The sequence below is a fragment of the Paenibacillus glycinis genome (assembly GCF_009909185.1).
GTDB lineage: Bacteria > Bacillota > Bacilli > Paenibacillales > Paenibacillaceae > Paenibacillus_Z > Paenibacillus_Z glycinis.
Window position 1 is genome coordinate 33152 of record NZ_JAAAMV010000003.1, and the last position, 23898, is coordinate 57049.

A 23898-nucleotide genomic window follows, 5' to 3' on the forward strand; every position below is an offset into this window, starting at 1 on the left:
AACGGTAATCCGACATTATTACGCCTCCCTTTTCCCACTCTATATACTATTTGTAGCAAACTTTGTAGTATATGTTACGTTTCGTATCGACAAATCTAGAATATGACAACATTCGCCAATTGTCAATAATGGGAGTAGGAAATTTGTCGGCCAACCGGATTGTATGCGCTTTCAAGTTGTGGCATAGGAAAAACGGCCTCCGCTCAACAGCCGTTTCATGGTTACAGCTCTCATAGACTTCGATCCAAGTAAGGTGCCGCGGGTTTCAAGGTGACCCTCAATAGATGTTCGTACATGTCGAGAATACGGCGGCGTGCGGGGATCATCTGCGCGAGTTTCTCTTTGAGCGCCGCGGCAAGCGCTTGCTGCATTTGTTCGTCGTGGACGAACGTACACCCATAGACGTAGATATTCTCTTCCTTGCTTCTCCAGGCTACATTTCCCACCAAGTTGAACTCCCATGCCCCGAACGCGACGGATGTCCGGATGCAATAGTCCTTGCTTACCGGAAACCGCAGATGCGTCATGAATCGCATGCCTGTCGGGCTCAGATCTTGGATCATTACGGGCGTTGTTCTCGATTTGGTATGGCTTCCGAGCGCATCCGCAATCGCTACCGTAACCTTCACCCCGTTAAAAATCCGGAGTCGCCCCGCATTGACGCGTGCATGGGTAGGTTTGCTATTCATGCAAGCTTCCTCCTTTCGATGGTTAAAGTAAACTGATACAAAATGTATCAATATAGACATCGATTTAAACCGTGCGAAATCTCTTTTCGTGCGGCTAGACGTTGTATTCCTGGTCATTTATTGCGCCTTTATCATCTGTAATACAAATTGTATCTATACATTCAAGAGGTTTCCAATGGCCGTTAGTCGCGGTGCCGACATCGTCTAGTTGACGCCGCAGGTCGGCCAAGTGCCGGACAAGCGCATGGAGCGAATGATGAATAGACACGATGGATTCCCTTGCGCTTCTTGCGGTAAAGATGGCTTCATCCATCCATTCTCGCGATCCTTCGTCTATGTTTTCACCTGCTCCGCTATGAACCCGCTTGCCGTCGGCTTTGTTATCGTTTTTCATTCCGATTCCCCAAACGCAGCTTGCGCAAAATGATATAGCATCCGAGTCCCATAACGCCGCCTATCGCATCGATGAGAATATCTTTCGGATTGGAGGTTCTTCCGACCGTAAACGATTGATTCCATTCATCGACCTTCGCGACTGATACTGCGACGAGCAGCGGAACGAGCAGCCAATAACGCGGCTTATCCCCGGCCCGTAACGCTGTCGCTGCCAAAAATGCAAGCACGGCATAGATGAACAAATGCGCGCCTTTGCGAAATAAAAATTCTATCAAATCAAAAGGTTTCTTCGCGTTGGAATATTCATGATGAAAATAATAAAAATCCATGTCCGGAAGAACCTCGGTTGCCGCCCGTTCCGAGAAATGCTTGCTTAAAAACGGGATGATGCTTTGTTCTTCGTACGATTGGGAGGAAAAAAGAAAGATAAGGAAAATCCAGCCGAACAGGAAGAGCAGCTTGAATATGATCACAGTTTTACCGGTCCCCTCCATATAAGCCTCCTTTCTGCGCTGCATATGGGTCGCTGACTCTATCATAACTTCATCTGCCTGCATAAAATTAATAGAAACAAACTATCGTTTAGGAGGGATATGAATGGCAGATCCAGCAGGCATTTTCAGCGTCACATCTTACGGAGCAGTCGGAAACGGAACAGCGGACGATACCGCCGCGTTACAAAACGCCATAAATGCCGCTTTTAGTGCGGGAGGCGGCGTTGTGTGGCTTCCGCCCGGCAAATTCAAAACCTCGTCCACACTGGTGCTTCCGAATGTCAATCGACCGAATACGGCCGGCACCCAAGGTTCGGGCATCACGATCAAAGGCGCGGGCATGTACAGTTCCGGCATTCTGTATGCAGGCACGGGATTCGCTATTTATTCGGATAAGACTATCGCCGATACCGTTCTATTCGAAGACTTCTACATCAACCATCGCAACGGAAGCGGCGTAGGACTTCCCCAAGGCGCGCATCAAATGTTCAACCGATTCTTCTCAAGCGCTTGCGGAACCGGCAAATACGGCGTATATATTCAAGGAAACCGATCCGCGCAGAACAATACGGGCGGCGTCGGCGCCTATATGCTCTCGTTCAACAATTGCAGGTTCTGGTCAGAAACGGGCTACAACGGAACGGGCGTCTTGCTTGAAAACTTATTCATGTGCGCGTCGTTCGACAACTGCTTCTTTTCCAGGGCCGTCAATAATTACCCTCATCTCTGGCTGAAAAATTCCGTCAGCGTGCATATCACGGACAGTGCTTTCGAGAGATCGGAATACCAAGCGGTCCTGCCGCCGGCCATCGCCAACAGCACGGCGTATACGCCCGAGCAAAAAGAAGCCATTCGCGCCACGATGTCGACCACCGTAAACAATGCGATCACGGAGCCGCTTATCCGCTTGGACGACTCCCATGCGATCTCGATCCTCGAATGCCATGCGGAAGCGACCTTTCCGGCATTCGTCGGCGTCTACGGCGGAAGCACGAACGTACTGATCGACGGCTGCAGGCTTGATCATTACGCGATTACGACTTACAACGGAATGAAAGGCTACATCGTGCAAGTAGATCCCGCTTCTACCGATTCCCGCAGAATTATCGTCGGCAAGCGAAACTATTACAGTCAAACCAATCATCCCGATACGACGCATGGTCCGGTCATACTCGATCCGGTGAATGCGGTTACCATGCTCGGCTTCGAGGACGTTACGCCGTTTGCCAACCAGAACTATAAAACCGAACGCAGAACCATCCCGCTGAGCGGACAATCCGGCAATAACATGTTGAAAAATCCGTCGTTCTACTCCGATCAGCCGAACGGCGTTCCCTTCGGCGTCGAAACGCCTTCGGGTTCCTATTCGTTCGCGCAGCTCGCTCCCGCCGGCTGCAAAATCACGCAGAGCCTGACCGCGCCCGGAACACCGTACCGTCTAAGAACCAGAGCAATCGAGCGATTCAATAAGTACTCGGCCTATACGCTCTTCATTACCGGTCGAAACCAAACCGGCAAAAGCATCGATCTCTACGTGGACTACGGCGGCAACGGCGTCAATGACCGTACGTTGATCCTTCCTTCCGGTAATCAGCTGTTTACGTTAACCACTCAGATACCGGCCACGAATTCGGATATTATCGACCTCGTCGTGTACCAAAAACTCGAGCTCGACCTGCTTGCCATGTACCTCGTACCGGGGATTACGACGGAGGCGCCGTACGCTTCCGAGTTGCTGAGCGGTTACAAGCTCAATCTCGGATCGGAAATCCGGTATGCGCAATCCAAGCCGACCTCCGGAGGAGCAACGGGCGATCTCGTGCTTAACCGGCAGCCGGTATACGGCAAAGAAGCAGGGTGGGTCTGCGTAGCCGCGAACAACTGGCAGCCGTTCGGGGTCGTGGGCGGCGACGCAAAAATGCTTCTTTACACGACGCTTCCGACAGCAACCGACTCCAATCGCGGCACGTTCGCTTATGTGGAGAAAGCCGGCAGCGACGGCAGCGTATACGTCTCCGTAAAAAACGCTAACGGTACCTTCGCTTGGAAAAAGATCTTATGAGTACCGCATCCCCGATAAATAGATCTTAATCGGGATGACGGCCAATTATGAGCGGCAATCTAGGATTCCGCCACGTTCGTAGAAAGTGACGGCTTCTCCTCGGACATTGCTGCTTTTCTATTCAATAATCTTTGGACATGCCCTCGCACTTCACGATCAAACCCATACATAAGAACGGCAAATGACAGGAAATAGAGGACGCTGTATGCCAGAAAACCGATGAATCCGGACTCCGGCAGCAGCGAGAGACCTCCCCAGGTAATGCCGCCTGCCAGGCATACGGGCGCGAATCGTCCGAACCGGATCGGAATCGGCAGCGACCCGCGCCTGCTTCCGGTAATGCCCCCCCATAAGACCGCCGTCATGACGGCATTATAGATGAGCAGCGCCCATACCAGCGAGTCGATTCCCAGCACATGCAGCAGCTTAGCCGCCAAAACGTAAACGGTAATCGCCGCGATCAGCGCCACGGCCGTCAACATGTTTTTGCCGATGGCGTGCGCGGTTTTAAGCAGCACCTGGTTGATGCCCGCCAGCAATACGACGGGAGCGAATAACACGAGCAGCTCCGAAAGCGTTCGGCTGTCTTTCTCGCCGAATTTGCCGTATTGGAAGAGCAGCGAGAATAGCGTGCCGCGGAAGAGCAGCAAGTACAATTCAATGCAGATCAAGCTGACAAGGACGATCTTCAGCGTAAGCACGACGGTTTCGCTCAAACGTTCGCGCCGCTCTTCCTCTGCCTGCTTAATCATCATCGGATACGTGACGGTCAGAACCGAGTTGATGAAGAGAAGGATGGGCAAATTGGCGATTCTGCCCGCGTAGCTCAGCGCGGCAACGGCGCCGGCCTGAATGCTCGTTGCGAAAGAACGTTCGAAGATTTGCTGTAGTCCCGTCAACACGTACGTTGTCGTGCCCTTCGGCAATTCTCTCCAATAGGCGAGCGTCAACCCGAAATCGAACCGACCGAAAAACTTCCACGAGAAGGGCAGCAACAGCACGATTCGGATCACGTTAGCGCCTAGATAACTCCAAGCCAATCCATATATGCCTAGATGCGGAACAAAAATAAATGTCGAAGCGATAAGGATGAAGTTATACAGCAGTCCATGAAGACCTGCCATGTAGAAGCGGCCGTTCATATTGAGCGAAGCGGTTATTACCCCGAAGAAGACGGACGAGACCAGCGAACCGAGCATGATGCGTCCCATTTGCGTCAAAACGGACAAATCGCCGTCCGTGAACCCTGGCGCGATGAAACGGGCAATGAACGGGAATGCGACGAACAGAATGGCGCAAATCAAGATCAAGACGCCGCCAAGCAATACGAAAACCGTCCAGGCGAAGTCCTTTTTCTCCTGCGAAATGTGGTACTGGCGCATAAAAATATTCGCCGAAGCCGTTCCCAAAACCGCGATGATGAATTCGGGCAGCAGCGTGCCTATGTAGAACATATCCGCCTCGATCGAGACGCCGTACAGCGAAGCGATCTGAATTTCCCGATAAAAGCCCAGCATGGATGAAAACAACCCGATGAGAAGGAGCCATGATGACTGCCTGGAAGCAGAGTTAAGCTTTGCGTTCATAAGCTCGCCCCGGCTCTCATTGGGCTTTCACTTCGGGCGTCTTGCCGGCAAGACCCGGGGAAACCGGCGATCTCGCGGATCTTCGTTTTAATTCCGAGATTTTGATCTCTACCTGCCAATAATAGACCGCCCTCGCGAACGCGAAATGAAATCCTTCTTTGCCATCCAGAAAGCCGAGCTTGAAGACATAGGAATGCAGGAAAGCCGTTAACCATTTCAATGGCAGTTTGTTGAAGAGTTTCTTTTGCAATACGCGGATATACGGCTGCGACTCTTTTGGATTGTCGAGCAGCCCCTTGATTCGAACCGTCGCTTCCCAATCGGAGTAACGGTTGTGGCGGGAAAAATAATCGAAAATGCTGTCATGGTCGAAATGCAGCATCTTGCTTTGAAGAAGCTGCGCCTTCCCGGCGATTTCCGGCTGATAATGCCCTTCTACTTCCCACATGTTGCTTGCCCCTAAATCGTCGTAATCGAGAAACTTGCCGTGATGGCGGTTGAACAGCACGAGCTTGTATACCTGATGTCCCCGCCGCAGCACCTTGTTCATGAACACGTAGTCATAACCGACGAAATACCCCATGGCTTGCGGCCCTGCTTGAAATACCCGCATCATTTCCTCGGCAAGTTCCGGCCGGACTTCCTCGTCGGCATCGACATAGAGCACCCAGTCATTGCGAAACGGGAGGTTTTCCAAGCACCATTGTTTCTTCTTGGGATACATTCCGTTCCATTCGAACGGAACGACCAAGGCATTCAACTGTTCGGCGATAGCCGCCGTATTATCCGAGCTGCCGGAGTCGACGACGAACACTTCGTCGAAAAGCTGAACGGAATGAATGCATTTGGCAATATTCTTCTCTTCGTTCTTCGTCATGATAATAACCGATACAGGAATTCGTTTGGTGTTCAGATCAATCCCGCCTTCCGATTGTTTGCCTTTCAATGGGCAGCCGGTTTATTTGCTCCACTTTACATCCCGCTTCAGAATCCTTGCCGGGACGCCTCCCACGAGCGAAAAAGGGGGCACGTCGCGGTTCACGAGCGAACCGGCCGCGATAATGGATCCTTGACCGATCGTGACGCCTTTCAAAATCGTAGACTTGCAGCCGACCCATACATGGTCCTCGATGACCACAGGCCTTGCCAGCGATATGCCGTTAATATGGTGATAGTCGGTATCCATGATCGTCACATCCCACGATATCGCGCAATGCTGGCCGATCGATACCCGCTCCCTGCACATGATTTCCGTCCGCCGGTTAATGAACGTATGGTCTCCGATTTCAATCTTGGCGCCTCGTTCTTCCAGATAGAAACCAACGTTTTGGTAGATCATGATATGGCTGCCTAGATTCAAGGTCGTCTGCGGTTGCCGGTTAACCTTTACCGATCCGCATACGCGAAGCAGCTTACCGCAGCGATCCGCATGCCGATGAAAAACAACCCCCCTTAGAACGCGAAACCCAAAACGAAAGTAGGATGATGCGACAGTCATGGCACTCCCATCCTCTCAACATTCGAGATACATTTAGTATCATCATTACTTCAATATTATGTTACAATTCGTATCATGTCAATACTCCCTCTTCTATCGACTAAAAAAGCGCTTCTTATAGCAGCTCCGGCTAGAGCTGCTATAAGAAGCGCTTAATAACGATTATCCTAATTGATCATAGATCGATTTTGGCGTAAACGAAGCATAGGTCGCAGCGAAGGCATAGATTTGAACGCTGCCTTTCAGCGAACCGAGAGCTCCGTAATTGATTTGCAGCGTTTTTCCGTTTGATTGAAACGGAACGTAGAGATTCGCGACGTACAATTTTCGTTGGGCGGCACCGGTCAAGTCAGGCAGTTTTATGTCGGTCGACCCGCTGATGGAAGCGGAAATCTTCATATTCGGCGACCCGCTCGTGACGTACACGAACGAGATCGTAAGCTGCACGCCGTGAAGCATCCTCGTAATCGGTATGCTATAGCCGGATAGCTTGTCTGCTCCGTTCGACGAGGAAAGCTTCGGTCCCGTCTCCTCGTATATGATTTCCGGCCGGTCATATCTCGGATACCCATTGACGGTTCCTCCGAATACCGTCCCTAGCTGCTTGCCTTCGATCTTGATCGCGGACTTGTTATGCACGATCAAATTCGACGGCACCTCGGACAACTTTACTTCCGAGGTGCAAGCGGCTTCGATATTATAGTTGCTGCATTTCGCCATATCGATGACATGCTGGGATAACTCTTGAAACGCCTTCTCTCCCTTGATCAAGATCGACGAGTAATCCTTGTCCTCCACGTACAAAAACGTCTTCGTATAACCATTCTCAACGTCGTTCCCGTAAAATCGGAGCGTGCAGTCCGCGATGCCCGCTCGCTTGGCCAATACATACTTGGGACACGGCTCCCCGTCGTGATCGCCGCTCGCGTTCTTCGAGAACGTATTGGCGGAAATGTTCACGTCCGTAAATTCTCCGTAGAGAATAATGAAGCTTTTGTTGAGATCTTTATAATTTAACGAATCGCCGGCAGAGCTTAGCCCGCTCCCGCATCGGTTGAATTGATTGCCCGTAATCAAGATCTCTTTATTCCCCTGCTTGATCTCGAACGCCGCGCCGCTGATGCGATCGAAGTAGTTGCCGTTGAAGAGCATCTGTTCGCAGGCATAGAGCGAAATCGCCGTCCCCCGGTCGATCCATTCGAATCGCGAATTAGTCACCTGGTTAGCTTTGGCCTGGGTAAGCTCCATCGGATTGGAACCGACGAAAACGCACCTATCCCACATGGAATCGAGAATACGCCCACTGAATAATGCACTCGATCGGTAGACGGTAAACGCGCAATCCACGAACTTGAAATTATGATAGGCCGCCGTTTGGTTACTTGGCGCGTCGAGCACGGTTGTTACATCCTTGAAGCTGCAGGATTGGAACAGCACGTACCGGGGACTGGAAGGATCGGCGATTCTGCCGAATTTGGAAAAACAGATGCCCGTAAAGGCAGCCCTGCTCATTTTCTTTCCGAAAAGTGCGTTCTTGCCCGTTCCGATAAGGACGGAGGCCCCTTTTTCAAAGTCGTCGTAGTTGTCTTGTCTCCAATAATTTTTGGTCAGGGAGACGCCATGCATGCTCACGTTGTCCAAGTTGACCAGGGTTCCTTTTATTAGGAAGCGTCCGCTCGGGATGACAAGCTTATAGCCTTTGGCAACCGCATCGTTAATCGCCGATTGAAAAGACTGCGTATTGTCTTTGACGCCGTCGCCGACTGCCCCGTAATCCGTTACCAATCGGCTTTCTTTGTCCGCCATGACGGCCGCGGCAACATAATCTCCTTCTTCTTTGGAATTGCGGTTCAACAACGAAGGGAGTATGTTTCCCGTAGCCACGCCTACGCCGACCGCAGCCATGGAAATGAGCAGCTTCCTGCGGCTCATCATGTGACGATCATTGTCCGACATCCGTGCCATACCTCCCCTATGCAACTACCGATTAATTCCGGACCGCGCAAATTTTCAAAATTTCTTCCCACTCCGCCGTCAAACGCACGCAGTCTTCTTCAACAACCTCGGTGCCGGACTGCACCTCGATGATTTCCGTATTCGTCATCGCCCGCAAACTATGCTTGCCATAGGCCGGTATACGCAAGACGTCGCCGGTCCGGATGAAACGGATCTCGTTATCGAGCACGACTTGCGCCTCGCCTTCGATGACCGTCCATACTTCATCGCGATGCAGATGATACTGATAGCTCAGATTGCAGCCCGCATCTACCCGTATTCGCTTCGTCAGCACCTGTTTGCCGCTGTCGTACTTGATATAGTCGATCACCCGATAGCGCCCCCAACGGCGTTCTTCGTACATGGGGCGCTGCTCGTTATGCTTCATGACTTCTTTGATCCGGGGACTTGCCTCTTTATCGGCGACAAGAATGCCGTCCGGACTAACCGCAACCACAATATTGCTGACGCCGAGAACGGTGACCGGGATGCCAAGCTCGTTAATGACATGCGTCCGATCGCAATCGGAGGAAACGATGCCGTTTCCGATTAACGCCGAGTCCATTTCCTCAGTCAGGGTATTCCAAGTTCCCAAGTCTTTCCAATAGCCATCGTACGGCAAAACAACGACCCGTTCCGCTTTCTCCACGATCTCATAATCGAAGCTGATGCTTGGCAGCTTGTGGTACTGCTTCTGAAGCTCGTCGAACTGAATCGGATATCCCCGTTCAATGAGATGATTAATCAAGTAGCCCAATTTAAAAGCGAAAACCCCGCAGTTCCATAGCGCGGACTGTTCGATCAGTCTCTGCGCTCTCGACTCACGGGGTTTTTCTTCGAAATGGCTGACTTGCATATATCCCAACCGTTCCTCCTGCTGCTTCGGAACGATATAGCCGTACTTCTCGGAAGGATAGGTTGGCTGTACGCCGATAAGACCGATCTCGGCTTCCGCATCGCCGATAATCGTCTCCAGACGATGCAATTGTTCAAAGAAACGGTTCTCGACATATGGATCGACGGGAAGCACCATCACGGTCTCGTCCAAGCCGATCTCCAATATCGAATACAAATATACGGCGGAGAGGGCGATAGCGGAAAACGTATCCCGGCGTTCCGGTTCAATGACGATGTCGGCCTCATAGCCGAGCTGGGTTTGAATCATTTCTTTCTGGGACATGCCTGTCGCGATCAAGGTATCCTGTTGCAAGCCTACCAGGCCGAGTTGGGACCACACGCGCTGCACCATGGAAATCCGGTCACCCTTATCGTCCGACAACACTTTAAGAAACTGCTTCGAACGAGACTCGTTCGATAATGGCCATAGCCGTTTGCCCGATCCGCCGGAAAGAAGCACTAATTTCATCTCCAACACTCCTTCAACCATTTTCATCGCTTTCTGTTTGCACGCCTATTCGTGGCCTCTGAAATAAACCTGACCGAATTAACCGTATAAGGCGGATATTTCTTCTTTGATCCCTTGGTTCAAGCGCGGGCGGCCAATCGAGTAATAGATGAACTTCGTCTCCGCCAAATCCGCTTCCTTGAAGACGTTCCGTCCGTCGATCAGGATCGGCTTGCGCAGCAGCGACTGCAGCTCGACAAGGTCCGCACGCACAAATTCGTCCCATTCCGTCAAGAGGCAGAGCGCATCCGCGCCGGTCGCGGCCTGCAGCGCGTCATCGCACCACATCACGCCGTTTTCTCCGTACATGGATCGGAAGTTGCGGGTCGCGATCGGATCATACGCCTTTACATGGGCTCCGCTCTGAGTCAAATACTGAATGATCTCGTGTGCCGGCGATTCTCGGACATCGTCGGTATTCGGCTTGAAAGCCAGTCCCCAGACGGCGATGGTCTTCCCTTGCAGCTCCCCGTCGAAGATCGATTCCAGCTTGCGGATGACATTCATCCGCTGATCTTGATTCACTTCGACGACCGCGCGCAGCAGCTTGAATTCGTAATCCACGTTCCCCGCGATCTGGATGAGCGCTCTCGTGTCCTTCGGGAAGCAGGATCCGCCGTAGCCGATGCCGGCCTTCAGGAACGCGTGCCCGATCCGCTTGTCGTAGCCCATGCCTTCCGCGACGCGGGTGACGTCGGCGCCGACCTTCTCGCAAATGTTCGCGATTTCATTGATGAACGAGATTTTCGTCGCGAGAAAGGCGTTGGACGCATACTTCAGCATCTCCGCGCTTCGAATGTCCGTCACGACGATTTGATCCGTCAACGATCGGTGCAGCCGGACGATCGTCTCGGCGGCCGTCTCGGAGTCGGCGCCGATGACGACGCGATCCGGATGCAGCGTATCCTGCACGGCCGACCCTTCCCGCAGAAACTCCGGCAGGGAAATGCTATGGAACTGTTCCGCAGTCCAGCTCCGGATTAATTTGGCGACGCGTTCGTTCGTTCCGACGGGGACCGTGCTTTTCACGGCAATGATCTTGTACCCGTTCATCGCTTGGGCGATTTCGATGGCCGCCTGGTCGATGTAAGCGAGATTCGCCTCGCCGTTCGGGAGCGAGGGCGTGCCGACGGCGATGATGACGATATCCGCCTGCTCGACCGCTTCGCGAAGGTCGCTCGTATAGCTCAGCCTGCCGGCAGCCGTATTTTTTGCCGAAAGCTCCTGCAGGCCGGGTTCATAGATCGGGATGCCCCCGTTTTGCAGGGTTGCGACCTTGGCTAGGTCTTTGTCGACGCAGATCACGCGATTCCCAAGCTCCGCGTAACAGATTCCCGATACGAGTCCGACGTAACCGGTGCCAATGACTGTGATGTTCATGATTTCAGCTCCCAAGCGTTTTCGAAGAAAACGCAGCATCGTAAGCATAACCTTAGCGTTTTCGGTACATTAGTTGATATTCAACCTGATTGCCATTCTATTCTCCGGTCGAGCCGGCCAATTTCGCCGAAGCGATGCCTTTGGTCCATGCGCTGTAGTAGTTGCCGTTCTTGCCGTAAGAATTGTCCAGCAAGACATTGGGCTTATCCATGAGGCATGACAAGATATGGCCGTGAAGGCGTGATGTTTGGACCGTATTATAATTGCCGAACCGGTTGACCGCCTTGTTTACGAGATAGTCGGTGTACATTCCCCAGCACTTGCTCAGCAAGGAATTGCCGCCGCTTATTTTCAGCAATTTGCGGAAAAGCAGGATTCCTTTCTGCTCGGTTTTGTTAAACAACGTGGCCCAGTCCAAATAATCCCCTTGGTCCGAAGATTCAAACCGTTCCTGTTCAACCGTCTTTTCAATGTCGGTGCGGAGAAAACAGAGCAGATCCTTCTCAGGTGCATAATTGCTATGGATTGGCCACAATTGATGGGCCATATCCGGCGACAAATACACATGGCACGTCTTAAACTTAGTTTGCGCGAGCTCTTGCGACAACGTGTCTCGAACAAAGAGGTGCAGGTCCTTGTGCCGATTGAATACTGCTGCCGTGCGATCGAGTTCAGTTTCGTTTTTGTAGAAAATGGTCTGAGGCAAAATAACCACCCGATTATCCGGATAGTCGTTTACGATCTTCTCTCGCAGTTTCTGATGCGTCGGATACAAGTCCCCGAAATTGCCGCCGCCGTTCAGCACGATGATTTTATCCTTCGGAATGGCCAAGCCATTCGGAAAATCCAATACGCTGTAGCGTGCCTGGACCTGGATGCGATTATCTTTAAAGAAAGCTTCCGTCCCTTTCATAATCAGCAGATCGCCGCCGTTACCGTACACGGGATAATCAATGTAATAGATTTTGGATTGAGGCGGGATCACGTTCAAAATGTGCAGAAGCTTGTTTTTGAGTTCATCCATCGGATGCGCAAACTGTAACGTAGTCATTTATCCGTCTCCTTCTTCTTAATAAAGAGGCACGCTATGTCGATTTCGATCGAACCCCGCTCTAGGATGACATGCTTCGGGAAAATCGCTTGAAGAGGAATCGCAAATCGTTTTTATCGTACAGAATATCGACGATTCTGACCTTGAAGACCAGCTTCATGGCCGCGATCGTAATGACGATCCGCGTGACGGCGCCGAGCAGCAGGGCGAAGGCGATGCCGTTCAAGCCATAGAGCGGCGTAAAGACGAAAAACAGACCGATCGTAACGGCAAGCGCGATCGCCTGCCTCAGAACGACGAGTCCAGGACGGCCCATGGCGTTGAAAGACGAGGCGAGAATCCACGAGCCCCCGCCGACTATGCATTCCAAAGAGAGGATGTAGAACGCGTCGCCAGCCTCCAGAAACTGCGTGCCGAACAGAAGACCGAGCAAGAATCGCCCGATGATCATCCCCGGAATGACCGCCGCGCACATAAGCAGGAACGAAAGCCGAAACGCCCTTCCGACCGTTGCCAGAATCTTGTCCTTGTCCATGCCCGTGACCTTCGGGAAGATCACGTTCGAGATGGCCATCTGCACGACGTTGAATACGCGGGACAACGTATAAATGACCGTGTACAGTCCGAAGTCCCTCGGACGCAGAAGAGCCAGAATAATGAGCTTATCGCACTGCGAGTAAAGCGTCCCCAGCAATTCGACGCCGAACACTCTTCCGCCGTAACCGAACAACGCTTTGAATACCATTCGGTCCGAGAACGGCTTCAGCCAGTTAAAGCTCAAGTCTCGCCGCAATTTGTACAGCGACCACACGATAACCATCAAGCTTGTCGCGAAGAACGCGAACGAGGCATACTGCAGGTTCAATTCGCCGATCGCCCATAACAGCAGCAGTCCGACCAGATTGCTCAACGGGACGTATAGCCGCAAGCCATTGTACAGGTTGAATTTGCCCATGCTCTGCGTCAAAGCCGCGAGCAAATTGACGGCGAGCAGCATCGGCAAGGTCAATACGGTATACCATCTCGCGATTTGGGCGACGGCATCGGGGTAATTGGCAAGCCAGACCGGAAGACAGAACCAAGCTACGATGCCGACGACAAGACTGACGGGAGCCTGGAACAAGAAGCCTGCGCGAACGTACTCGGTCGCTTGAGCCTCGTTCGTCCTCATGTTAAAGATGAGCGACGTCGGCAGCCCGAAGCTAACGAGACCGGCCAGGAGCGTCGGCCAAAACAGGATGGCCGAGAATTCTCCCTTTCCTTCCACCCCGAAAAACCGCGCAGTTACGATGGAAGTCAACGTGCCCAAAATCATGATCAGCAAGTTGGCTGCGCTGGTATGCAGAATCGCCTGAAAGGCCCCTTGACCGGTCAGCCTTTTTTGAATGGATTGCAGCAGCCTCTTCATCCGTTCGTCATCCTTACTCCGCGTATTCTCATCATTGGTACATCCTCAGGACGCCTCGAATTTGCCCGTTATTATACGTAATCTTGCTTATGTTCCGGAAACTTTTGCGCTTATCGTACAAGAATACTATCGTAAGCAGAGCATATACCGGCAGCTTGACGAGCGATTTCAAGAAAATGCCCGCCTTTTTCTTCGATGAAACCGCGCTGCTGACCCCCTGCCAATAAATGCGCCGCAGCAGCCATTTCCGGCTGATTCGGCTGCGGGGAATTTTATGCAGCACCGAGGCATGCGGGGTGTAATAGACCGCATGCTTGGCGCGGATCCTGTCGATCAACTCGGCCTCCTCGCTCGACAGCAAATTGCTGCCTACTCTTCCGAGATCCTCCCGGAAAGGTGCGATCGAAGCGAAGAGCGATTTGCGGAAGGCTACATTCGCGCCGAACGGGATAGCCGGCTTGCGCATTTCCACGATCTCGTCCGCATAATCGAGGATCGTGTACAGCGTCCGATTTTCCGGAAGCAGCCACGGGGGCGCGCTTCCCTCCCACGCAGGCACGATTTTACCGCCTACGCAGCCGATGCGCGGGTCGCGGTCGAACAAGGCAACGATGCCGCGGATCCAATCTTCGGATGCGACCGCATCGTCGTCGAGGAACAGCACGTATTCGCCCTTGGCTTCGCGAATGGCGCGGTTGCGGGCGACGGAGAGCCCCAGCCGTTCTTCGTACAGATAAAGAATCGGGATGTCGATCATGCCCTGGAAATCGAGCACGACCTGCTTGGTCTGGTCGGTGGAACGATTATCGACCACGATGACCTCGTACGATTGATCAAAGCTTTGATGCAGCAGGCTCTGAAGCGCTTCGTTCAAATCCGCTGCCCGATTATGGGTACAAATCGCTACGGTTGCTTTCATGCATTCACCTCAACCTGTTTCGTACCGGTATAAACCTGCACCATTTTGCTGGCGATCCGGCCCCAGTCCAGTTCTCCCAGCTTTGCCGCGATGCGCAGCTCCGTTTCCCTCGCGTCCATGTCCATGGACTGCCGAAGCGCCTTGCGCAAGCCGTCCGGGTCATCCGGATCGTACAAGATGCCGCAACCGTCGGAGACATACTCGCCGAGCGCGCCTAATCGCGGCGCAACGACCGGCTTCTTGTGGGAGAGCGCGAGAATCGCGCTTCCGGATGTCGTGATTTGCTTGTAAGGAAGCACGATCACGTTGGCCGCTTCCAGGAAATCGGCCATTTCCTGGTCATCCACGAACTGCGGATTCACGCGGATCGAACCGTCGTTGACCCTATCGATGAAATCGAGACTGTACCCTTTATCGACATGCCCCGCGATGAGCAGCTCGCATGTCCCCGGCTTGAGCTTGAGCTTCGAATAGGCTTCGACGAGTTGATCGACTCCTTTGTAAGGGTTGATCCGGCCGATGAACAGGAACAGGAAGCTATCCGGCGCAATGCCGAACCGCTTGCGGATATCCGTGCCTTTGCTGACGTAAGCATCCACGTAATGCCCGTGCGGCGTCACCACGAGCTTGCTCGCCGGCACGCCGAACGTGCCGGCTACCTCGTCTTTCACCGACTCGCTCAGCACGAACCCCCGGTGACACACGGTCAAGATGTACTTGCGCATCAACCGGTCCCACCGCGTTTTGCCGTCATGCGGCCAAACGTTGTGAACCGTCCAGAACAGCCGTACGCCGAGGCATCTGTAATGCAGGAGCAGCAAGGCGAAGAACAACGATTTGACGATCGTCAATGCAAAGACGGACGCCGTGTAGGAGTTGCTCGGCCAGTGCAGATGCACGATGTCTCCCCTGCGGGGCTTGAACATCGCTGCGCGGTCGTAATGCTCGACCCGCAGGCCGTTCCGCTCGATCGACCGGGTCAAGAGTTCGCTGTATTTGTTGTGCGGACTCGACTTGGGCCACATATAAACGGTCGGCTTGCCCATCGGCGTCACCTCCCGTTCGCGGCCGCAAGCGCATAGGCATGGCTGCCGGATTCCTTGATTCGTCCGTAAAGCTCCAGATGGTTTTCCAGCAGCGAGCTTTTGGTAAACCAGCCGCAATGCTTCAGGCACTGTTGCTGAATGAATCTCTTCTCTTCGCCCGTCTTGCCGTGGAACGACGCGATTTTCTCCATGATCGCCTCCGCGCTTCCAGGCTTGAACAGGAATTCGTCCGGGTTCCATACGGCATCCGGAATGCCCCCAACGGCCGAAGCGTAAACCGGAGTGCCGACTTGGTAGGACTCGATGATCACCCGGCCGAACGGTTCCTCCCAGATCGACGGCACGAACGTCGCGTCGACTTTCGCCATGAAGCCGCGTGCTTCCTTCGGCGTGACCTTGCCGGTGAAAACGAATCGGTCATCGTCCCGGCAAAGCTCAGCGAGCTTCGCTCGAAAGCCTCCTTCGCCGCAAACGGTAACCCGCTCCACCATTTCCTTCGGAAGGGAACGGACGGCCTCGACCAGCTCGCGCACGCCTTTCTCCGGCTCGATTCTGCCAAAATAACCGATGTGAAGCGGCTTGCGGTCGAAATCCTTCTCCGTGCCCGCGATATCTCCGTCAACGACGTTCGGAATGACAAGCTTGGTTGCGCTCGGGAACAGACCTGCGTCCGTATGGCGCTTCAGGATATGCGACGAGATTCCGACGACCGCGGACACCCGCCGGCTGACGCCGAGAGAACCCCATTGATACATTCGCGACAGCATCGGATTCCCGATCGGCGAACTGACCGGCGAGAGCAGCGAATAATCCCGGAGCGTGTGCACGATCGGTACGTTCGAATCCCCCGCCGTCCAGATCGCAGCGCCGAATCCGGATAAGTTCTGCGTGTGGATCAGATCCGGTGCAATCTGCTTCAGCAGCCTGCGCACGGCCCCGATCTGCAGCGGATTGTACAGGTCGATCAGTCTTCGGAACGTTTTTTTCAGCGTCCCGGCTTCATTTCCTTCGCCGATCCAATACAGATTGTTATAGGGCATGCGGTGCACGGTTACCCCATTGACGACCTCCGACGCGATACCGGCGGCGCGCTTCTGTCCGCCGACCGTGAGCACATGGACTTCGGCCGACGCCGCGAGCGTTTCCGCCAAGATTTGCGTCGAGATCTCGGCGCCTCCTATGATATGCGGCGTGTACAGGCTGTTCATGATGACGATTTTCATGCGATCTGTTTCATTCCTTTCGTGCTCAGCGTCTCCGTTCCAGCTTCCCGCGCGGCCGGCATTTCATTAAAAAACCCGCCGCGGATGAACCCGATCAACAGCCAGAAGTTCACGAAGGAGTAGGAATCGAAATTCATGACAAGCGAAAAGCAAAGGGCCAGCGCAAACTTGGCATACGGCGAACTTCCTTTGACGGCCGTACTCAAGAATCCGATAAACAGCATGAATCCGACTATTCCCTCTTCGGACAAGACCTTCGCGAACAAATTCCGGGAAGTGGCGCTGTCCGGCATCACGTACGCAATGTCATAAACTTCCTTGAACTTGAGGCCGTAGCTGAATTTCTCGAATAATATCGCGTTGAATTCGTAGAAATAATAGCCGCCGCCCAAGCCGAAGACGGGATGCCTTAAAAACTCGTAAACCCCGATGAGAGGAAACACGAAGCGTACGAAGACGGAATTGTCCGTCTTCAGCATCGCCTGGAAATCGAACTGAAATCGTTTCGCGAAATAGCCGCTTATATGTAAGTAGTCAATAAGGAACGGGATAAACACCGCAACGAACGCAACGGTGCCGCCCAGAATCAGGAGCATTCTTCCTCGATTCTTGCTGGTCAACACTATGTAGAAAATAAGGGCGATCAGAATAACGCTATAGGCGTAAGCGGAGAAAGACAGCACCATCAACAGTACGCTCAAGACCAGCGGAATCCTCAGGCTGCGATAGCCGAGCCGTATCAAGTAACTCATGATCAAGCCGCCGGACAAGACGTGAATAGCCGCCCATGACGGTTCGCCGGACAACAGCTGAATGCGACGCAGATAAACTTTTTCCGAAAACAAACCGGTTATCGACATCGAGAACCCCGACTTCACGATGAAAGAGTCGACCAACTGAAGGCAGCCGATCGCGATCGGCGGAAGAAAGGCTATCCATAAACTGATGGCCATCATTCTTCGAATCTTCGGGTCTTCCTTGCATAATTGTCCTATATATAGCGCCACCCGATACATGCCCAGGCCGATCATCAAGGTGAAGATATGCTTCATCGATGCTCCCATACTCCCATAACCCATGCAGATGACAAGGGAATGGCAGACGCTGTACACGCAGAAGCCGATCAGAAAAAAATCGCCTTTGCCGAAACGGAATTTCTCGAACAGCAGCAGGATCGACGCCAGGAACAAGGGGAACATCGCGACAGGCCGGTAAACCGAAAAATGTATGAAAGGCAAACTGTCGTAGGTGAGCACCGACAGCGAAAGCATAAACAAAAATACGATTGCACTCCGGATAGGAAACACCTACTTTGTAAGCCCTCGTCAAGATAAGATCAGCTTAAGATTTTTCTTCGTCACCGAGCTGCTGAAATGACTCAGCACATAATGAATGGAGTTACGGGACAGCCTGTCGTTGACCTCGTCGTTGCTCAAGAGAAGCAGCACGTTGTTCACCATGTCTTCGTCCGTGGTGCAGATGAACAAATCCTCGTTGTGATTGGCATTGATGCCTTCGCTCCCGACCGGATTCGTCACCACGGGAACGCCCCATGACATCGCTTCGATGATTTTCGTCTTGATTCCCGTCCCGAACAGCAATGGAGCGATCATGAGCGCGGAGTCGCTTACGTAACGTTCGACGTCATCCACCTCTCCGGTTACAAACACGTCCGGATACTTCTGTTCCAGCTGTTTGACTTCTTTCGTCGGGTTTTTTCCGACAATGTAAAACATCGCCTCCGGCATCTTGAGCTTCACTTCGTGCCAAATATGCTCGCAAAAGTAAAATACCGCCGAACTGTTATGGGGAATATCCATCTTCCCGACGAATACCAGCTTATTGCGATCGTAATTGCGCCTCTGCTCCGTCTTCAGCAGGTCGGGATCGAACTTCATCGGAATGCCATGGCAGGACCGGTGGTTCACGGTTTGCCGGAAGCTGTCCGCTTCCTTCGGGGAAGTAAAAATGAGATGCTGGAAGCGGCCGGCCACTCTTTTCTCGTACGTGAGGAGCAGCCGGCTTTCGTACGCAATGAGCCATTTTTGGACGAACTTCAACGAAGTCAGCCGTTTCAGAGATTGGGGCAGTTTGTTGGAAAAACCGCCGAATACGGATGGAATGTATTTGAACCATTGCAATTGCCGCTGATAACGCAACGAAAGCAGATCGTCGTAACTTAATATTTTCTGATTCGGTCCGTTCGTCCAGTACTCCGCGACGCGCACCATATCGTAAATAATAAATTCCGGCTGTTCTGCATCGATGATCGCTTTGATTTCCTTATGCGTTTTGCGATTGTAGAAAACGGAAACCTGGAGCGGCCATCTTCTCAGCAGCAAAGTATGAACCGCGATATTGTACAGCTTTTCGAGGAACCCCGGCGGTTTAAGCGGAACCAGCCTCGCAATTTGCGAGGACTGATGCTTCAAATATTTAGGGTCATCGATAAAGGACAGATTGATGATTTCGCTTTCCGGGAATAGCTCTTTGATTTGCTGAATATACTGGCTCAATAAATTTTTTCTCCCGTCCGTCTTGGGGAAGGGAAGTCGATTTGTGATGAATACGATTTTTTTCATGTGGAAATCTCCGCCCCGGAAAGATCAAAAAGCATCACTCGATCCTAAAAATACCTTAAAGGTTCTCAAGATGATTTTCAGGTCTCGTACGATGCTTCTCGTTCGAATGTACTTCAAATCCAGTTCGACCATTTCTTCAAAGCTCAGCTGGTTACGTCCGCTTACTTGCCATAACCCTGTGCAGCCGGGCGTCACCATAAGCCGTTGCCGATCATATGAAGTGTACAAATTGACTTCCCGGGGCAGCGCGGGCCTCGGACCCACAAGACTCATTTCCCCCCGGAGAACGTTAATGAGCTGAGGCAGCTCGTCTATGCTCGTTTTCCGAATGATTTTGCCGATCCTCGTGATCCGGGGATCTTGTTTCATTTTAAACATGTTGCCGGAAATTTCGTTCTTGCTCAGCAAGTCGTTCAACAATGCCTCCGCATTGGAAACCATTGAACGGAACTTGATCATCATGAATACCTGACCGTTCTTCCCGACCCGCTTCTGCTTGAAAAACACTGGCCCCTTCGGATCTTCGATCTTGATGATCACGCCGAGCAAGATAAACAATGGCGAGAGAATCATAAGCCCCGTCAATGAAAGCAAGATATCCATCAAGCGTTTGGTGACCGTGTAGAAGGTCGGCTGCTCGACTTGCTTCGCCGTGCCCATTCGATCATAGAAAGCCGTGTGTTCCAGACCTTCGGTTTCCGGCGTCATATTGGTTAGACTCATCTCTCTATCCCCTATCCTATTGCATTGGTAATGCGTTCACGATTCAGCACGTCTTTCAGCGCATTCAACAGCGGTTCGCGAAGCTCTCGATTATTTAAGGCAAAATCGAGCGTAGTCAAGATGAAGCCAAGCTTTTCTCCGACGTCGTATCGGGTTCCCCGGAATTGGTAGGCATACATGTGCTGAATTTTGTTCAGCTTTCGCATCGCATCGGTCAGTTGTATTTCTCCGCCGGCCCCCGGTTCGAACAAGCTCAGAAAATCAAAGATCGCCGGCGTAAGAACGTAACGGCCCATGATGGCCAAGTTCGAAGGCGCTTCTCCAAGCGGCGGTTTTTCGATAAGGTCGTTGATTTGAAACAGCTCCGCTCCGATTCGCGTGCCCTCGATGATGCCGTATCGCTGCGTTTCTTCCTCGGATACGACCTGGACGCCGATGATGGACGAGCCGGTTTGATCATAGCGCTGTATTAATTGTTTCAGGCACGGCGTCTCGCCGACTACGATGTCATCTCCCAAGAGTACGGCAAACGGCTCATCCCCAATGAATTTTCGGGCACACCATATCGCGTGTCCAAGTCCCTTGGGCTCCTTCTGCCTGATATAATGAATCTCCACTTTCGAGGAACGCTGCACTTCTTTCAAGAGCTCCAGCTTTCCTTTCTCGTAAAGATTGTGTTCCAATTCGAAGGCCGAATCGAAATGATCTTCGATCGCGCGCTTCCCTTTCCCCGTCACGATGATAATGTCTTCGATTCCGGATTCGATCGCTTCTTCCACGATGTACTGAATCGTCGGCTTGTCGATGATCGGGAGCATTTCCTTAGGCATAGCCTTTGTAGCTGGAAGAAACCGTGTGCCTAAGCCAGCTGCGGGAATAATTGCTTTCTTCACTTTTTTCATCTCTTCCACTCTCCAATCCATTGGATAACTTGCTTATATGTTTAGGCATGATTGACTATTGATTAAGCACGACTCCCAGCACATGCGCTTTGACATGGTTCAGGCCATTCTTGATTTTCAGCGCATCCCTGCGGCCTACCTTGCCGGAATCAATAACAAGCAGTACCCCGTCGCATCTAGAGGCGACGATGTAAGGATCCGAAAGCGTTGCAGCTGGGGCAATCAAGATCATGAGATCGAAATAGCGGCGAAGCTCCTCGATCGTCATCGATAATTTGGGAGAGGACAACAATTCCGAAGGGTTGGACGGTATAGGCCCGGAAGGCAGCGCGTACAGCATGTCGATATGGGTCGGTTGAATGCATTCTGCCGCCTCCCCGCTCTCGCCGAGCACCGTTGCCAATCCTTTCGAATTGTTTACGGCAAATACGGTCTGCAGCCTGGGGTTTCGCAAATCGGCATCGATAATCAGCACCTTTTTGTTCGTCTGCGCGAACGCGATGGCTAAATTTATCGCGGTTACCGCTTTTGCGTCGCCGTTCTGTGCCGAAGTGAACATGATGACCTTGTGGTTTTCGCTGACGGATGAATACTCTAAATTCGTCCGGAGCGTCCGGTATGCCTCACAGACGGCAGCCTGTGGATTGGTGTCCATTACGATTTGCTTTTTTAATCGTCTGGTATCGCTCGGCATGCTCTTACACCTGCCCTACATTTCTGGTTTTTAAAGGCTTTGAAGCAAATAGCGGTATTTTTCCAACGAGATCTCCTTCTTCAGATTGCTTTCCAGGTAGCGTCTGCCCTGGAGACCGGCGGCCTGCAGATGATGCTCGCCCATGTTGTAAAGCATCATGATCGCAGCATAAATGCCGTCGTAGTCTCTCGGCTCCACCACGACGCCGGAATTGCTGTCCACGATCAAACGGCAAGCCTCGCTGCCGGATTCAAGAACGCCCAGTATCGGCTTTCCGGATGCCATGACGCCATAAATCTTGCTTGGCACCGAAACTCCTTTGATGCCTTTCTGATTGACGACCAGATGGACATCCGCCGCATTGAGCGAATATTTAATGTATTCCTTGGGCTGAAACGGCAAAAACAAGACATTTTCGATCTTCTCCCGCAATACGAATTGCTTCATTCTATCTTTGACGGCGCCGTCTCCGATAAAGACAAAAGCAATGTCGGGATGGTCTTTAAACCGCGACGTCAATTGGATGATATTTTCCAAGTCGTAGTAAAGCCCGAGATTGCCGGAGTACATGATGATGAATTTACCTTTCAGGTTGTTGGCCGCCAAGAAGCGTTCCACGTTGGGATGTTCCTTCGGTAACGGCACGATCTCGTTTTCTTCGGCCCAGTTGTTGATGACGGTGTTGCTCGGGATTTTGCCGTTTCGGCCAGAAAACCGATTCGTCAGCGTCTCTTGCATGTCGCGGCCGACCGTCACGATATGATCCGCCATTTTGCAGTTCCAATTATCGATCCATTTTGCCACCCGGAAGACCCAGCTTTGTTTCAGAAAGCTGACCGCTTCCGCCTGCTCGGGATTGAAATCCTGGATGTTGTACACATGCTTCGCGCGTTTTAATACTTTGCCGATCGTTCCGATCAGCCCGCCGATAATCGGAGGCGACGAAATCGTATAAATGATATTCGTGCGGCGTTGGCGAAGCACGACGAACAGAGCCAGCAGGAAATACGTGCTGATATATTTCATTCTGCTGAATTTATTGGTCTTATCTACGGCCGGCATCCGAATCCGTATGATTTGTACGCCTTCAAGCATATCTTTGGTAAATAGTTTCGTGCGCTTCTCAAGATCATCCTCAACATTATCCGGCTGGGCCGCTATGACCGTAATATCGAATTCATTTTGCAAATGAAGGCATAACGTCGTCATGAGTTGTCCGGTTGAGGCGAAATCAGGGTAGAAGTAGTTAATGACAAAAACGATTCTCCTCTTCATTCACACGTACTCCTCATTGTCTGAAAATCTCATTTTTTGAAACTTCGCCGGCGTACCGGCATAGACTTGACCGGCGGGAATATCCTTCGTGACCGTGCTTCTTGCCGCTGCGACGCCCATCTCATGGATCGTAACGCCGGGGTAGATGAATACGTCGCTTGCGACCCAGGCTCCGTCCTTCACCGCGATCGGTTTGGTAATCAAACCGAAATTCGGATCTTGGAGAGAATGGGACCCCGTGCACAGATAGCTGCGCTGCGATACGACGCAGTGATTTCCGATATGAATGTAGTCCAGGCTGTATAATTCGCATTCATCGCCGATCCAAGTGTGCGCGCCGATCTTCAGCTTCCATGGATAGGTGATCTTTGCGGTCGGTCGGATTTGAACGCCTTCGCCGATTTCCGTGCCGAACAATCGCAGCAGAAATCGGCGCCACGCATACATCGGCTGTAGGGAATAACGAAAGAGCGAGCCTTGGACAAGCCACCACAAGACGACCACCGCATTGCTGCGCCCTCTGGCAAACCAGCTCTGATCATACCTGTCTAACCGTATCCGATTTTCCAT

The 23898-nt window shown here is 52.2% G+C and carries 22 protein-coding genes; 1 reads left to right on the top strand and 21 read right to left on the bottom strand.

Features of this window, described 5'->3' with window-relative positions; translation table 11 throughout:
* Positions 1 to 230: 230 nt before the first annotated feature.
* From GT019_RS06860 to GT019_RS06870, 3 genes are all read right to left on the bottom strand, one after another.
* Positions 231 to 689, bottom strand: a complete 459-nt coding sequence (locus tag GT019_RS06860; protein ID WP_161742233.1) for a PilZ domain-containing protein — start codon at positions 687 to 689, stop codon at positions 231 to 233.
* Between the two features lie 94 nt (positions 690 to 783).
* Positions 784 to 1083 (bottom strand): hypothetical protein, encoded by a 300-nt coding sequence (locus GT019_RS06865; RefSeq protein WP_161742235.1) that lies wholly within the window; start codon positions 1081 to 1083, stop codon positions 784 to 786.
* Positions 1070 to 1579: a VanZ family protein gene (locus GT019_RS06870; RefSeq protein WP_161742237.1), complete on the bottom strand. Its 510-nt coding sequence runs from the start codon at positions 1577 to 1579 to the stop codon at positions 1070 to 1072. Before GT019_RS06870 ends, GT019_RS06865 begins: the two co-directional genes overlap by 14 nt.
* A gap of 103 nt (positions 1580 to 1682) precedes the next feature.
* Here GT019_RS06870 and GT019_RS06875 point away from each other — a divergent pair, with 103 nt between their 5' ends.
* Positions 1683 to 3641, top strand: coding sequence for a glycosyl hydrolase family 28-related protein (locus tag GT019_RS06875; protein WP_161742239.1), 1959 nt, complete (start codon positions 1683 to 1685; stop codon positions 3639 to 3641).
* Between the two features lie 59 nt (positions 3642 to 3700).
* Here the strand turns inward: GT019_RS06875 and murJ are convergent, their stop codons facing one another.
* From murJ to GT019_RS06965, 18 genes are all read right to left on the bottom strand, one after another.
* Positions 3701 to 5158 (bottom strand): murein biosynthesis integral membrane protein MurJ, encoded by a 1458-nt coding sequence (gene murJ / locus GT019_RS06880; protein WP_161742240.1) that lies wholly within the window; start codon positions 5156 to 5158, stop codon positions 3701 to 3703.
* An 85-nt stretch (positions 5159 to 5243) separates the two neighbouring features.
* Positions 5244 to 6104 carry a glycosyltransferase family 2 protein gene (locus tag GT019_RS06885; protein ID WP_161742242.1) on the bottom strand — a complete coding sequence of 287 codons (861 nt, stop codon included), beginning with the start codon at positions 6102 to 6104 and terminating at the stop codon, positions 5244 to 5246.
* Positions 6105 to 6185: 81 nt separating this feature from the next.
* A complete protein-coding gene (locus GT019_RS06890; RefSeq protein WP_161742245.1) occupies positions 6186 to 6566 on the bottom strand; it encodes an acyltransferase in 381 nt (126 codons plus the stop codon).
* A 321-nt stretch (positions 6567 to 6887) separates the two neighbouring features.
* A complete protein-coding gene (locus GT019_RS06895; protein WP_161742247.1) occupies positions 6888 to 8681 on the bottom strand; it encodes a glycosyl hydrolase family 28-related protein in 1794 nt (597 codons plus the stop codon).
* Between the two features lie 31 nt (positions 8682 to 8712).
* The gene (locus GT019_RS06900; RefSeq protein WP_161742249.1) at positions 8713 to 10086 is read right to left on the bottom strand and encodes a sugar phosphate nucleotidyltransferase; all 1374 of its coding nucleotides are present in this window, start codon (positions 10084 to 10086) and stop codon (positions 8713 to 8715) included.
* Between the two features lie 78 nt (positions 10087 to 10164).
* On the bottom strand, positions 10165 to 11505 hold the full coding sequence (locus GT019_RS06905; protein ID WP_161742251.1) for a UDP-glucose dehydrogenase family protein: 1341 nt from the start codon (positions 11503 to 11505) through the stop codon (positions 10165 to 10167).
* Between the two features lie 97 nt (positions 11506 to 11602).
* Positions 11603 to 12556, bottom strand: coding sequence for a polysaccharide pyruvyl transferase family protein (locus GT019_RS06910; protein WP_161742253.1), 954 nt, complete (start codon positions 12554 to 12556; stop codon positions 11603 to 11605).
* Between the two features lie 61 nt (positions 12557 to 12617).
* Complete coding sequence (locus GT019_RS06915; protein ID WP_161742254.1) at positions 12618 to 13964, bottom strand: oligosaccharide flippase family protein; 1347 nt, start codon at positions 13962 to 13964, stop codon at positions 12618 to 12620.
* Between the two features lie 31 nt (positions 13965 to 13995).
* Positions 13996 to 14883, bottom strand: coding sequence for a glycosyltransferase (locus GT019_RS06920; RefSeq protein ID WP_161742256.1), 888 nt, complete (start codon positions 14881 to 14883; stop codon positions 13996 to 13998).
* The gene (locus GT019_RS06925) at positions 14880 to 15929 is read right to left on the bottom strand and encodes a glycosyltransferase family 4 protein (RefSeq protein ID WP_161742258.1); all 1050 of its coding nucleotides are present in this window, start codon (positions 15927 to 15929) and stop codon (positions 14880 to 14882) included. The genes GT019_RS06920 and GT019_RS06925 overlap by 4 nt, the downstream gene beginning before the upstream one ends.
* Positions 15930 to 15934: 5 nt before the next feature.
* Positions 15935 to 17152 (bottom strand): glycosyltransferase family 4 protein, encoded by a 1218-nt coding sequence (locus GT019_RS06930; protein ID WP_161742260.1) that lies wholly within the window; start codon positions 17150 to 17152, stop codon positions 15935 to 15937.
* On the bottom strand, positions 17149 to 18423 hold the full coding sequence (locus GT019_RS06935) for an O-antigen ligase family protein (RefSeq protein WP_235947274.1): 1275 nt from the start codon (positions 18421 to 18423) through the stop codon (positions 17149 to 17151). Before GT019_RS06935 ends, GT019_RS06930 begins: the two co-directional genes overlap by 4 nt.
* A gap of 54 nt (positions 18424 to 18477) precedes the next feature.
* Complete coding sequence (locus GT019_RS06940) at positions 18478 to 19668, bottom strand: glycosyltransferase (protein WP_235947112.1); 1191 nt, start codon at positions 19666 to 19668, stop codon at positions 18478 to 18480.
* 90 nt (positions 19669 to 19758) lie between these two features.
* Positions 19759 to 20457, bottom strand: a complete 699-nt coding sequence (locus tag GT019_RS06945) for a sugar transferase (protein WP_161742265.1) — start codon at positions 20455 to 20457, stop codon at positions 19759 to 19761.
* Between the two features lie 11 nt (positions 20458 to 20468).
* The gene (gene galU, locus GT019_RS06950) at positions 20469 to 21359 is read right to left on the bottom strand and encodes a UTP--glucose-1-phosphate uridylyltransferase GalU (protein ID WP_161742266.1); all 891 of its coding nucleotides are present in this window, start codon (positions 21357 to 21359) and stop codon (positions 20469 to 20471) included.
* A 55-nt stretch (positions 21360 to 21414) separates the two neighbouring features.
* Positions 21415 to 22053 carry a CpsD/CapB family tyrosine-protein kinase gene (locus tag GT019_RS06955; protein ID WP_161742268.1) on the bottom strand — a complete coding sequence of 213 codons (639 nt, stop codon included), beginning with the start codon at positions 22051 to 22053 and terminating at the stop codon, positions 21415 to 21417.
* A gap of 30 nt (positions 22054 to 22083) precedes the next feature.
* Positions 22084 to 23328: a glycosyltransferase family 4 protein gene (locus tag GT019_RS06960; RefSeq protein ID WP_161742270.1), complete on the bottom strand. Its 1245-nt coding sequence runs from the start codon at positions 23326 to 23328 to the stop codon at positions 22084 to 22086.
* On the bottom strand, positions 23329 to 23898 hold the full coding sequence (locus GT019_RS06965; protein WP_161742272.1) for a putative colanic acid biosynthesis acetyltransferase: 570 nt from the start codon (positions 23896 to 23898) through the stop codon (positions 23329 to 23331).